This window comes from Hymenobacter profundi (assembly GCF_019334315.1).
Taxonomy (GTDB): Bacteria; Bacteroidota; Bacteroidia; order Cytophagales; family Hymenobacteraceae; genus Hymenobacter; species Hymenobacter profundi.
In genome coordinates this window covers 17,299-29,562 of the sequence record NZ_JAHWGL010000027.1, presented here as the reverse complement: position 1 = coordinate 29,562, position 12,264 = coordinate 17,299, and the positions used below count along the sequence as shown (strand labels likewise).

At 56.6% G+C, this 12,264-nt stretch carries 10 protein-coding genes; 5 read left to right on the top strand and 5 right to left on the bottom strand.

The features are described 5' to 3' along the window. Positions 1 to 67 precede the first annotated feature (67 nt). From KYK14_RS08900 to KYK14_RS08890, 3 genes are all read right to left on the bottom strand, one after another. Entirely contained in the window at positions 68 to 715 is a 648-nt protein-coding gene (locus KYK14_RS08900; protein WP_219158545.1) for a hypothetical protein, read from the bottom strand. Between the two features lie 138 nt (positions 716 to 853). Next, entirely contained in the window at positions 854 to 1,132 is a 279-nt protein-coding gene (locus KYK14_RS08895) for a hypothetical protein (RefSeq protein WP_219158544.1), read from the bottom strand. Between the two features lie 499 nt (positions 1,133 to 1,631). Then, on the bottom strand, positions 1,632 to 2,633 hold the full coding sequence (locus KYK14_RS08890; RefSeq protein ID WP_219158543.1) for a S41 family peptidase: 1,002 nt from the start codon (positions 2,631 to 2,633) through the stop codon (positions 1,632 to 1,634). Between the two features lie 879 nt (positions 2,634 to 3,512). Between KYK14_RS08890 and KYK14_RS08885 the strand changes: the two genes are divergently transcribed. The 3 genes from KYK14_RS08885 to KYK14_RS08875 all read left to right on the top strand — a co-directional run bounded on the left by KYK14_RS08885 (position 3,513) and on the right by KYK14_RS08875 (position 7,944). Next, positions 3,513 to 5,207, top strand: a complete 1,695-nt coding sequence (locus KYK14_RS08885) for an alkaline phosphatase PhoX (protein WP_219158542.1) — start codon at positions 3,513 to 3,515, stop codon at positions 5,205 to 5,207. 200 nt (positions 5,208 to 5,407) lie between these two features. Then, positions 5,408 to 6,124, top strand: coding sequence for a leucine-rich repeat domain-containing protein (locus tag KYK14_RS08880; protein WP_219158541.1), 717 nt, complete (start codon positions 5,408 to 5,410; stop codon positions 6,122 to 6,124). Further along, positions 6,121 to 7,944 (top strand): cytochrome-c peroxidase, encoded by a 1,824-nt coding sequence (locus KYK14_RS08875; RefSeq protein WP_219158540.1) that lies wholly within the window; start codon positions 6,121 to 6,123, stop codon positions 7,942 to 7,944. Before KYK14_RS08880 ends, KYK14_RS08875 begins: the two co-directional genes overlap by 4 nt. Before the next feature lie 79 nt (positions 7,945 to 8,023). On the opposite strand, the gene KYK14_RS08870 is transcribed toward KYK14_RS08875, so the two are convergent. Both KYK14_RS08870 and KYK14_RS08865 read right to left on the bottom strand, forming a co-directional pair. Continuing rightward, positions 8,024 to 8,203, bottom strand: a complete 180-nt coding sequence (locus KYK14_RS08870) for a hypothetical protein (RefSeq protein ID WP_185284809.1) — start codon at positions 8,201 to 8,203, stop codon at positions 8,024 to 8,026. Positions 8,204 to 8,329: 126 nt separating this feature from the next. Next, a complete protein-coding gene (locus KYK14_RS08865) occupies positions 8,330 to 9,310 on the bottom strand; it encodes a Na/Pi cotransporter family protein (RefSeq protein WP_219158539.1) in 981 nt (326 codons plus the stop codon). Between the two features lie 743 nt (positions 9,311 to 10,053). On the opposite strand from KYK14_RS08865, the gene KYK14_RS08860 reads away from it, so the two are divergent. Further along, on the top strand, positions 10,054 to 11,340 hold the full coding sequence (locus tag KYK14_RS08860; RefSeq protein ID WP_219158538.1) for an MFS transporter: 1,287 nt from the start codon (positions 10,054 to 10,056) through the stop codon (positions 11,338 to 11,340). Between the two features lie 293 nt (positions 11,341 to 11,633). Further along, positions 11,634 to 12,230, top strand: coding sequence for an HD domain-containing protein (locus tag KYK14_RS08855; RefSeq protein ID WP_246601754.1), 597 nt, complete (start codon positions 11,634 to 11,636; stop codon positions 12,228 to 12,230). The last annotated feature ends 34 nt before the right edge of the window (positions 12,231 to 12,264 follow it).

Sequence of the window (12,264 nt, the reverse complement as noted above, 5' to 3'; positions counted from 1 at the left end):
ACACGTTTCCTTACGCACAACCAAGCCGCTCCTAGAAAGGCGTTGGCCTGCTACTAACTAGGCCTGCCTAGGGCTGCAACGCCGCCGTTGTTTTCAGTAGATAGCCGCTACCGTCGTCGTGTCCACAAAAAAGGAGTCCGCCGTCTGCTGTCTTCCGCACCGCTAACAGCCTTCCCTCACTGCCCGCTACCACTTTGCGGCTCAGTTCCGCACCGGTGGGGGCGATGCGAAGGGCACACAAAGCCCCAGCTAGATTCCCTTGACTGTTGCTATAACCGCCCACTATATATTCCCCTTGCCCGTTCACCTGGATCGTTAAGCCGACGTCGTCATCCGCTGCCCCAAAGTGATACGCGGCTTGCGGCTGGCCTAGGGCGTTTGTCTTGAGCAGCAGTATCTGACGCCCCAACCCGGCGATGGTGGTATGGCCCGTCAGGGCATACCCGCCATCGGGTGTTTGGACCACGGCATGGGCATGGTTGAAGATGCCCTCGCCTAGCTGAGAGGTCCACAAGACAGCCCCCGATGGGGTAATTTTCGTGAGAAAAACTTTGTCGCCCCGCGTACCGGTCAACACAAAGTTCCCATCCGCGGTCGGTTGTATATCGCCCCCGTACTTGCCTGGGTAGTGGTGCGTGCGCACCACGTTTCCCGCCTGATCAACTTTGATCACTTCGAATTCCAGTTGGATTCCCTCCGTTGGATTGAGCAGCACGAGATAGCCCCCATCCGCGGTCGCCACAAGCGAGCCCCCACCGTATAGTCCTTCGTGGGGGCGCCTACTGGCTTGGCTCAGAGCAAGTCGCCGGTAGCCGAAAACTTCCACAGAATGGCCTTTTGCGCGTTGGTATTGTTAAATAGGAGGAACTGCTACCACCCACGCGACCAAGATCGTGCCATCGGCGGCGGCTACCACACTATTTCCCCAACTACCGCGGCTTTGATACGTGGCGCCCTGGTTCGTCCAAGCGCAGGTATACGTTTTCGTCCAGAGCGTATCCCCAGCCGGCGTCAGCTTGAGCAGCAACAGGCGCGTGCCCAAAGGAAAGGAGCTGAACGACGACTGAAAACCCGTTACCAACAAGTTGCCATCACGCGTCGTGACGGCATCGGAGAGCCGAATATCCGCCATCTTTTTAGTAAAGACGGTGACCGATTGGGGGGTGGATGGGGTGTTTTCGTTTTTCGTACAGGCGACTACCGCGCTGCACAGGCAGGCCATCGCCGCGCCTCTTCGCAAGCGGGGCACAACCAGCGTAGAAGAAAAAAGCATGCAGTAAAAAGGGGACAAATACGTTGGATAAACACGCCGTAGGCCAGCAAGCAGGAACAGAGGCGCCCAACGCAACTTCTTTGCCATCCCTCTTTGAGATAGTTTGCTTGTGCGGGACCAGGTGAAGGAGTGAGCGAAAGAAGCTATTGACCGGTGCGCAACGGCGTTCTTCTTGCGCAGGATGTCTCATTGTAGCTGAGCCGGTACGCGCCGCACAGGCACGTTTTCCGAGCGTGGGGTAGCTGATGTGCTAGGCGCAACCGACGAGCATGCTTATAGCATAACACGATCCGACGTTCATGTAATGATACAAAGCGAATCTTCGCTCTTGCTAACGGACTTCCTTTAAAAAGCACCCCTACTTGGCCCCCTGCAACCATCTTTGGGCGGCTTCGATCGTCTTATCTGGGGTATCCTTCGGCGAATACTCCACCACGACATCCGGCGTGATGTTATGCAAATAGGGCTTGCGGGTTCTATCCATTCGGTAGCCGGCTGCCAGTAACAAGTACGCCCCATCCGACAGCTTGAAGTCCTGGTTCGCGGTCGTATAGCCCGCCGATGGCTGGCCAAAGACCCGGGCGTTGTCACGCCCCATCAAGGAAATGGCGACCATCTCGCCGCTACTCGCCGTCAGCGAATCAATTAGAATCGCTATCCGCTGCGGCGTTGTTGCCGCCGCCCCGGCGCTGGGTTGCGGTTCTTTTTCGCTCCAATGGTAGCGGGGTAGTCCCTTCATCAACGTACGCCGTGGGGTAACATCGTACGCGTAGATTCCCTCGCCCAGCAGGGTTTGGAGCCCCGCGATCATGGGGTTCATATTACCACCTGTATTCTGGCGCAGATCGACCACCCACCCCGTGAGTGGGTATTGAGTTTGCAGCGCCGCCAACTGGCGTTGGATGCTCTGAGCGAAGGTCTGTCCGACCGAGGCCTCCATGGACGTGAATTCCGGTATTTTTATGTACCCGACGCCATCGCCCAAGTACCGGCTTTCGGCTGGCTGGCCCGTATAGCTCGGAGAAGTTAAGGTCGCTGCTTCTGCTTTCGGGTAGAAATGAGAATGCTTATCGCCCGCGTCACGAAGTGTGTGCATGATATGGTCGATGACGGGCTGACATTCTGCGACGGTTACCACCCCTTGTGATTTTTCCTTGACCTGCTTTCGCAGCTGCGCCCAGTCGATGGAATCCGCATATAGTGCGTTCTTCTTAATGATCTGTTGCACTTCGGTCAAATACTGCACCACCTCCTTGGAGGGCTTCGCGTCGGGCTTGCTGGTTTGGGCAAACAGGCTGCTGGCCGCCAACAAGAGCGGGAAAAGCACGAGTCTTAACGAGGGCTTGATACGAAAGGACATAGTAGGGAAGTGTTAGCGAATAGGTTAGCAGATGGGTACAGGCAACAGAACAGATGCAGCCAAGGGAAGAGGGGTTGCCCGAACCCAAGCTTTTCTGCTGGCCGCGTTCCGGAGCCAGAGCAGAACGCCTACTCCCCTAGGGGGCACGAAGTAACATTAAACAGAGAAGCGGCATGAGAAAAGTAGCGCGAGAGAGCTAGAGCGGTAGCACCCTCCCCTTCGCACAGAAACGGATTAGGAGCGAGAGTGCTACCGCACGTACATAACGCATACATACATCATGTATAAGTTTTTAGTAGTACTTGCCTCAACGTTTATGTACGGGTAGAGCCCGATAATAGGCCCGTAGTACCACACTGCTCCCCCCTAGCGGAACGCCGCAGCACCCGCTGGACACATCAGTTGATCAGTAGTTGGTTCCTCGCAGAAAGCCCACGTGCTTTTCTTCCGCCCGCCTGCTAAGGCAATCGAACGATGGTGGCCATCATGCCACCATCGTTCGTGTATTTTTCACCAGCTCCTTGCGTGGGACGCCCTACCACGAACACTGGTAGTATCACAACACAATCGTGCGTTCGTCCTATCCTATGTTTAAGTTTCCGCTCAAACATAGGACGTCATACGACAATTTATAGGTTGTGAAGGTTCAAGGCCGCATCGTAGCAGCGGCGTTTGTCTGGTTGAGGGCTGTCTTTCATGACATTCGAAAGATAAGGCCCTATTCTGTCCAGATTTACCCAACCACCTCAAGCTCGGGCAACTCCATTAATTCACACAACGGTAATCTAGCTATAAACCAGAAGAAACAGTACGTTTTGTATTTGCGGCCTCAATTCAACGACCTAGAACGCACCTATGAAACACACATCTACTTTTCTTTTGGCCGCCTTACTTGGCAGCGGACAAGCCGTAGCCCAGGGCAACGCTGCCAAAAAAGGCAGCACCGATATCAGTCAGTTTACATCCGTTGAGCCCTCAACGCAGCAGCAGATATTGCGCATCCCGGCCACGCATACCTTCCAAATGCTGGTGCAAGCGGGCTCTCCCTACTCGCAAGCCGCCGATGGCGTGATCAAGGAAGCCTTTGACTTCACGGGGTACGTGCCTATCTACAGCGGTAAATCCGACAACAAAGGAAACAGCGCTTTTGGCCAGGATCATAACGCCCAAGGCTACTTGTCCATCAATCACGAAGGTTCCTCGACGGCTACCTCGGGCGTGAGCATGCTGAACCTGGACTTCAATCAAGGGAAGCAACTTTGGGATGTAACGGCGAAAAATGCCGTTGACTTTGGCCCAGTGGTGGGCACCTACAACAACTGTTCGGGGGGTGTTACCCCGTGGCGCACCGTGGTTACGTGCGAAGAAAATACGCCGACTGCCCCCACCGATAGCAACGGCGACGGCTACCTCGACTTTGGCTGGAACGTGGAAATAGACCCGGCTACCCACTCGGTAAAGGACCACGACGGCGACGGTACGCCCGATAAGCTCTGGCGCATGGGCCGGATTAAGCACGAAAACATCGTGGTAGCCCCCGACCAGCGCACGGTATACGAAGGCGCCGACCACGGCTCGACAAATAGTTTCGTGTATAAGTATGTGAGCGACCAAGCCGGCCAATTAGCTAATGGTACGCTTTACGTACTGAAACTCAGTGGTAAAATTGGGACGGCTACTACCGGCACGTGGTTGCAAGTGCCGAACAGCACACCTGCCGAGTGCAGCAATACTACGGACTTAGCGCGGGCATTGGGAGCCACCAGCTTCAACGGCGTGGAAGACCTCGAAATCAACCCAGTAACTCACCAAATTTACTTCACGGCGAAAGGTCCCGGTACGATCTACCGCTTCACCGACTCGGGTAGAGAAGGTACTACCGTTAGTGATTTCGAGATTTTCGCGGGCAACACGCCTACAAATCCCAACCAAGCCTACACCATCAACTACGGTTCCGGCGAGGTGTCGGAATTGTGGCGTACCGGCAACGACAACCTGACGTTCGACTCGAAGGGCAACCTGTATGTGCTGCAGGATGGTGGCCGCAACCACGTGTGGCTGATTCGGGCGTCGCACACCCCGGCTACTCCCGCCGTTGAACTGTTTGCTGTGACGCCCGCCGGCTGCGAGCCCACAGGCATGACCTTGTCACCCGATGAGCAGTTTATGTTTATCTCTATGCAGCGCCCTAGCGCTAACAACACGGAGGTGATGGTTGACGCTGCTGGTCAAGAGGTAGTATTCAACAAGTCCACGGCCCTGGTCATTGCGCGCAAAGAGGTGCTTGGAAAAGCCAAGAAACAGAAGGCTTTCGAGCAGGAGGTAGTGATGGATGTGTATCCGAACCCGGTTAGCGGCACAGAAATAAACGTGCAAATAACCAACTCCCGGAAAGAGACAGCCACGCTCCAGGTGATGAATCGGGTAGGGAAGCCCGTGTTGGAGCAGTCTGTGGAGCTTACGAAGGGTGTAAATACCCTCAAGCTACCGGTTAGTATGCTGGACAGCGAACAGTACTATCTAGTTATCAAGACGGCTACTACCACCATTACCCGTCCCTTCATCAAGCAGTGAGGGTAGCCCATATTTTCGTTTCGCTTTTACTCGGTGTTGCCCTGCAAGTCTTGCAGGGCAACACGTGTTTGGCGCAGTGCGTTACCCCTACCGCTTTTACACTTCCGGATGCGCTGAGCCGTCCGGGCTGCGTTCGGGAACTGAATGTGCGTGGCCAGAGCCTGGAGCTCCTGCCGGCCAGTGTAGGCCAACTTCCTCATTTGCAACGCTTGTACGCGCACGAAAACCACTTGCGTCAGCTGCCCGAAGCCCTCACCCAACTCGACAGTCTGCGGGTATTGTTCTTGAATAAAAACAGTCTTCTGACGCTGCCGATGACCATTGGTCAGCTGCACCGGCTGCAACAGCTGCAGATAGACCAGAACAACCTCACGGAGCTGCCACCCAGCATTGGCGGCTTGGACAGCCTGCGTTTTCTCGTGGGTGGCTACAACAACTTCACCTCCCTACCCGACCAGTTGGGCGAGCTGGCGGCGTTGGAATACGTGGACGTGTCCAACAACCAGCTGCTTTTCTTGCCGGAATCGATGCGCAAGCTGGGCAGTCTTCGCTACGTGTATCTGAACGACAACAAGCTCCAGCGCCTGCCCAGCCAGTTGGGGGCGCTGGGGAAGCTAGAGGAGTTGAACGTGTCGAACAACCAGCTGGAACAGCTCCCAGCGAGCCTAGGAGGCTGCCAAGCCTTGAAAGTGCTGATTGTTTCCGGTAACCAGCTCACCGCTCTTCATAAACACTTGGGCCGGCTCCAGAACCTGGAAATCCTGATTGCCAATGACAACCAGCTGACGGCCCTACCCCGCTCGGTGCGCAAGCTCAAAAAGCTGAAAACGGTCATTGTCAAGAACAACGCCTTCACCCCGGAAGCCCGCCGGCAGGCCGTAGCCGCGCTTCCGGGTGCTACCCTCTACTTTCAATGAGTATTCGTTTTTCTTGGTTTCGGGCGGTTGCCCGTCCGCTGCTGCTGCTGGTAGCGGCAGGGTTGTTCTCGTTTGCCGTCTTGCACAAAAGTCCGACTGAGCAGGTGAAGGAACACTACACCACCCATCTGCGTCAGCTACATACTGCCCTGACCGCTTTTCAGCAAATGGCCCCACAGGCAGATGCAGTAACGTTGCGCGCCCAGTTTGCCGCTTGCCGGCAGGAGTACAAACAGCTGGAGTTTGCCATCGAATACTATTACCCCCATGCCGCCTCGCGCATCAATGGTGCGCCCCTACCCGAAACCGAACCCGGCGAACCGGGAGAGGTCGTTCCCCCCTCGGGGTTTCAGGTGTTGGAAGAGTACATATACGCAGCCCCCGACACCCGCGCCAACCGCGAGTTGGTATACCAGGAAATCGATAATCTGCTCTACCAGGTGCGCCACTTAGAGCAGCAGGCTTCCTACCTGGCCTTTACCGATGCGGAGGTGTTTGATGCCGTGCGGCTCAACCTCTACCGGCTGGCGGCCAAGGGCGTATCCGGCTTCGACTCTCCCGTAGCGCACGCCTCGCTACCCGAAGCCGCCGCGACTTTGAAAGCCAGCCGCGACGTACTGGCCATGTTCGACGTGCCGGCCGCGCTAACCACACAACTGGCCCATTGTGAAGCCGCCGTTGCCGCTCCTGCGCAGGATTTCAACCGCTTCGACCGCGCCCGGTTCTTCGTGCGCTATTTCAACCCGGCGCTGGCAACGCTTCGGCAAGTACAAGCGCAGCTGCACATCCCATTTGTGGCAGCGAAGCGCGCAGTGCGGGCAGATGCGGCTGGCTACTTCGTGGCCGATGCATTCGACGCTTCCTTTTTCGCCCCCGCAGACGCGGCCACGCCCACACCGGCCGTCCTAAAATTAGGCGCAGCCCTGTTCAAAGAACCGCTGCTTTCGGGTAGTGCGGGCCGCTCGTGCGTCAGCTGCCACGCACCCGAACGAGCCTACACCGACGGCCTGAAAGTGAACCGCTCGTTGCTGGCAGATGCGGGGTTGGAGCGCAACACGCCCACGCTGCTCAACGCAGCCTTGCAGCCCGATCAGTTCTACGACAGCCGGGTGCATTTCCTAGAAGATCAAGTGCACGCTGTTATATCCAACAAGGCCGAGATGGGTGGCCACCTAAGCGAGGCCCCTACCTTGCTACGCAAGAAAGGCGCGTATGCAAAGCTGTTCGCGCAGGCGTTTGCCACTGAAAAACAACCCGTGTCGGAGCGCAACATCCGGCGTGCTGTAGCGGCCTACGTCCGGTCGCTGGTCCGCCTGAACAGCCGCTTCGACCAGTACATGCGGGGCGACACCACTGCGCTCAACGCTTCGGAGGTGCTCGGCTTCAACCTCTTTATGGGCAAAGCGCAGTGCGGCACCTGCCACTATATGCCGCTGTTCAACGGGGCCGTGCCGCCCCTCTACGAAAAAACGGAAAGCGAAGTACTGGGTGTACCAGCCACTGCCGATGTCCAGTCTCCGATGCTGGATGCCGACCCCGGCAAGTTCCTGCTCTATGGCATTGCGCACCAGAAGCACGCGTTCAAAACGCCTACCGTCCGCAATGCGGCCCTCACCGCGCCCTACATGCACAACGGCGTGTATCAGACCCTAGAGCAGGTAATCGACTTCTACGACCAAGGCGGCGGCGCGGGCCTGGGCCTATCCGTGCCTACCCAAACCCTAGCCGAAGACCGGTTGAATCTCAGCCCAGCGGAGCGGCAAGCCCTAGTTGATTTTATCAACTCCTTGTCTGATGCGCAGCAAGTTGTATATAAGTAAGCAGCCAATCGGGTCAGCCCGCAGTACTAACAGCTGGATGGTCCCCCCATACTGCCTAAACGGGGACGAACAGCAATGGCTAGTGGACTGGCTCGGCGAGCTGGCCGACCGGCACTGCTACCTGCTCGGTAATCTGTCGGCGGCCAACGAGTAGCAGCAGTAGGGCCAGCGCCGAGGTGCCCGCCATAATCCCGACCATGGGCACGGCGGTGTGGTTACTGAGCACGCTCACGCCCACGGAGGCCAACGCGCCAGTCATGCGAGTGGCCCCCAGCAGGGCCGAGGCGCTCCCGGCGTTGCGCGTGAACGGCGCCGCTGATAGCCCACCGTCTAGCGCGTTGCGATGCGCGGCTATGTCAGCCCCAATGCTACTTACAGCGCTAGCTTACGCCGATGGAGCTAGCGCCGCGGGCAGTGATGCTGTTTCGTCAGGCAGCCACCCGTCCAGCAAGCGTTGGCACAGTGGCACCAGCGGAGCAAATACCAGTACGCCCGCTACGTTGAACAACACGTGCGCGTGCGCAATCTGGCGGGCGACATCGGCGTGCCCCGCCACCCGCAGTACCAGGGCTGTAAACGGCGCAATGAGCAACAGCCCCGCACCAATGGAGAGCAGATTGAAGCCCAGGTGAAACAGGCCGGTTTTTAGCGCCGCCCGCCCCCGGCCAATGGTAGCCAGCAGGGTATCAGAGCAAGTGCCTAGCTCGGCTCCAAGCATGACGGCAATACCCGCGGGCAAGGAAAGCAGGCCCTTGCCGGCTAGCTTAATGACCATGCCCAACGTAGCCGATGAGGACTGAATCACGAGTGTTACCAGCGCCCCTGCGCCCGCCCCGCGCACAGGATGCTCCAATTTCAGCAGCCATGCCTGCACCCCGTCATACTCCTTGAGCGGGGCGGCTGCTTCGCCAATCAGAAATAAGCTAAAAAACAGCAAGCCGAAACAGAACAGGGCCCGGCCTATGGTGCGGCCCTGACGTTTCTTGCTCAGCGACAATAGCAGTAAACCGGGCAGCATGACTACCGCCGCATACTGGCCCAAATCAAAGGCGAATAGTTGGCTGGAAATGGTTGTGCCAATGTTCGCCCCGAGCACAACGCCTAACGAATTGCGGAACGGAAGGGCCCCGGCGCTCACCAGGGCAATGGCCAAGATGATGACCACGGAGGAGGAGTCGAGCAGGGTGGTCACCACTGTGCCGGTTAGAATGGCCATGGGCACCGTCTTGGTAAAGCGGTCGAGGTAGTGCTTGACCCGCTCACCAGCCACGTGCCGTAGGGCCAGCGCTAAGCGGCTCACGGCATATAAGAAAAGGACGAGCCCGCTGACGGCCAGTAGGCTAATGGATAGAACAGACGACGGCATAGGGGGCAACTACCGGAGGTGAGGGGAATTGTGTATCCAACGGGGCGCGGCGGGTGAGCGCCGTACTGTCCACATCAAGAAATTGTTACGTCAGGAAAACAGCCCTGGGAAACCACGCAACACAGGAAGCCTCAAAAACTATCTATCATACACTAATTGCCCTTTATCTGGATTGCGCTGCACCACTTTCCGCTTTCATGCGATCTACGGTGCGCAAGAAAGCAGTTGAGCTGCGCTTATCAAATCGGCGGCGGGGACTCCCTTCGAATGGCGTTGCGTGTGTTTTCTGACAACAGATCGTTTTTTGAGCGATTGCTCGTTGGCTTGGGTTACTCTTATTTCTGACGGCTTTGTTTCGTCTGAAACGACGTGCGCTTGCTAATTAAGACCAGTAAGCAGCCTATTAGGATGACAGAAATAGCTGTATAGAATCTAGCTCTAGTAGTGGTAAAATATGATTCGTTGTCTACTGCAAGTCCTGCTTATTTTGTTTTAGGCACCTTGTAAACTGAGAGGGATAGCCTCAGAATTGTTGTATAAGTTGTTTTATCAGCTGTCAATAACACTCTACTGTTTACTTATAATATACTTTTTAACATAATTTGTTAACAAATAAGCAATTTACAGGCAACGCCCTTTTGTGCTGAAACTGGCAAGTTTACCGACTGTAATGGTAAGGAAGTGTACGAGCCACCGGGTTAACTGCGGCGGTGATGGCCGCATCCTAACCTTCTCCTTCGGCCATGCTTGCTACCCTTCCTCATACCTCCCTACAGCAGTGGCAACGTCGCACGGCCCTTCACCTGTTTGTGGGCTACAGCGCGTACTACCTGTGCCGCTCCAACCTGGCTATTATTGCCCCGCTGCTCATCCGGGAGTTTGGTGGGCAGGGGCTCAACAAAGAAGTACTGGGCCAAATTGCTTCGGTAGGCGTCCTGTTTTATGCGGGGGGTAAGGTAGTAAACGGTGTGCTGGGTGATTTTCTGGGTGGCAAGAAAGTCTTTCTATTGGGCATGATTGGGGCCGTGGTAGCTACGGTAGTATTTGGCCTAGGGCAGGGCCTAGCCGTATTCTTTGGGGCGTGGGCTGTCAATCGGTTGGTACAGTCCATGGGATGGGCCGGATTGGTGAAAACCACGGCCAATTGGTTTTCTTACCATTCCTACGGTCGTATTATGGCTCTGTTGAGCTTAAGCTACTTAGTGGGCGACATCGTAGCGAAGCTACTGCTGGGTCAGCTGCTGGCAGCCGGGTTGAGTTGGCGTGGACTATTCATGGTGGCCGCTGCTATTTTGGCAGCGGTGGCGCTCATCAATTGGTATCGCCTGCCTAGTAGCCCAGAAAGCGTAGGCGTACCCGCGCCACCAGCCAGCCCCGTGAATGTATTCACGGCTTCTGGTGCTACCCCTACTGAACCGGCTTCCCTGGCTGCTTTGCTGCGGCCCTATTTTCGCAGCAAGTCCTTCCTGCTCATGCTGGTGCTATCCTTCGGCCTGACGGCCCTGCGCGAATCCCTGAGCTTCTGGTTGCCGCTGTACTTGGTAGAAGCGGCGCACTTTTCGGAGGGCACCGCCTCGCAGTACAGTGCGCTGTATTCGCTTTGCGGTATGCTCTCCATTTTAGGAGCCGGCTACGCTTCTGACCGCTGGCTACGGGGCCAACGGGGACCTCTCATCGGTGGGGCCTGCGTGTTGCTCCTACCCGTGTTGCTGGCCATGGCCCAGCCTACTACTAACAGCTTGCTACCCTTAGTCCTGCTTTCACTAGCAGGACTATTACTACTAGGTCCTTACTCTTTCTTGGCTGGCGCTATGTCGCTGGATGTAGGCGGACGCCAAGGCGCGGCAACGGCGTCGGGTTTGGTAGATGCAGTGGGGTACGTAGGAGGCACAGGAGCCTTGTGGCTTACGGGTGCACTGGCCGAGTATTATGGCTGGAGCTACGCCTTCTTGGCGCTGGCGGTAGTGGCAGCGGCTTCCGCTGGAGCAGCCCTAGTTTTTTACCGCACACAGGAGCGCCACGCGGCATAGTTAGTCAGTGAAACAGTGTTGCCTTATAAGAAACTATTGCACACAATTAGTTAACAATTTAGTGACTAATTGGTGACTTTTTTCCGACTGCCGAGGTTGAACTTTGCCTTCAAGAAATAGGACTAGGCTGAGCTGTTAGCACGAGTTTCATCCTTTCATTTACCTCATTTTCAGCTCGTAACGAGGGTATTTCTCTTGCTGCGCCTTTGCTTGCGTGGCCTCGGCATTTCCCTACCTGCTTTCATTAGGCTACTTGGCAGACCTACTTACTGCCCATCTTCTCCCTACCTGCTATGATGGCTCCTGAAAACTCGGCGGCAACGGTAGAACACCTGTTTGCCCTGTACTATCAATTTGGTGACGATGACTACATCGGTGAGCCGGTGTCGCAGCTGGAGCACATGTGGCAGGCCGCCCTACTGGCCGAAGCCGAAGGCTACGACGATGGGGTAGTGCTGGCCGCATTTTTCCACGATCTAGGCCACCTATGCGCTCAGCAGGAGCAGCATACCGAGTCCATGAATGGCTTCGGGGCCGTGAACCACGAAAAGCTGGGTGCCGACTATCTGCGGGGCTGTGGCTTTGCCGAGCGTGTGGCCCGGCTGGTAGAAAGCCACGTGCTGGCCAAGCGCTACCTCACCTACCGCTACCCCGAATATCTGCGGCAGCTTTCCCCCGCCAGCCAGGCTACGCTAGGCTTCCAGGGCGGCCCCATGACGGCTGCCGAGGCGGCAGTCTTCGAACAGGACGCCGACGCGGATATCATCATCCGAATGCGGCAGTGGGACGACCAGGCCAAGCAGGAGCACCTGCCCGTGGGCGACCTGAATCGCTTGAAAGACATGGCCTTGCGCCACCTACGCTACCAGTCCGAGATGCTGTCTTCTTAAGCGCTCTAGGCTGCTTTGTACCCGACTCCTCACC

Bases quoted from the DNA above. Each gene is read 5' to 3' on its own strand.
- KYK14_RS08895 (WP_219158544.1), bottom strand. From the start codon at position 1,132: ATGGCGGATATTCGGCTCTCCGATGCCGTCACGACGCGTGATGGCAAC.
- KYK14_RS08875 (WP_219158540.1), top strand. From the start codon at position 6,121: ATGAGTATTCGTTTTTCTTGGTTTCGGGCGGTTGCCCGTCCGCTGCTG.
- KYK14_RS08890 (WP_219158543.1), bottom strand. From the start codon at position 2,633: ATGTCCTTTCGTATCAAGCCCTCGTTAAGACTCGTGCTTTTCCCGCTC.
- KYK14_RS08870 (WP_185284809.1), bottom strand. From the start codon at position 8,203: ATGACTGGCGCGTTGGCCTCCGTGGGCGTGAGCGTGCTCAGTAACCAC.
- KYK14_RS08865 (WP_219158539.1), bottom strand. From the start codon at position 9,310: ATGCCGTCGTCTGTTCTATCCATTAGCCTACTGGCCGTCAGCGGGCTC.
- KYK14_RS08860 (WP_219158538.1), top strand. From the start codon at position 10,054: ATGCTTGCTACCCTTCCTCATACCTCCCTACAGCAGTGGCAACGTCGC.
- KYK14_RS08855 (WP_246601754.1), top strand. From the start codon at position 11,634: ATGATGGCTCCTGAAAACTCGGCGGCAACGGTAGAACACCTGTTTGCC.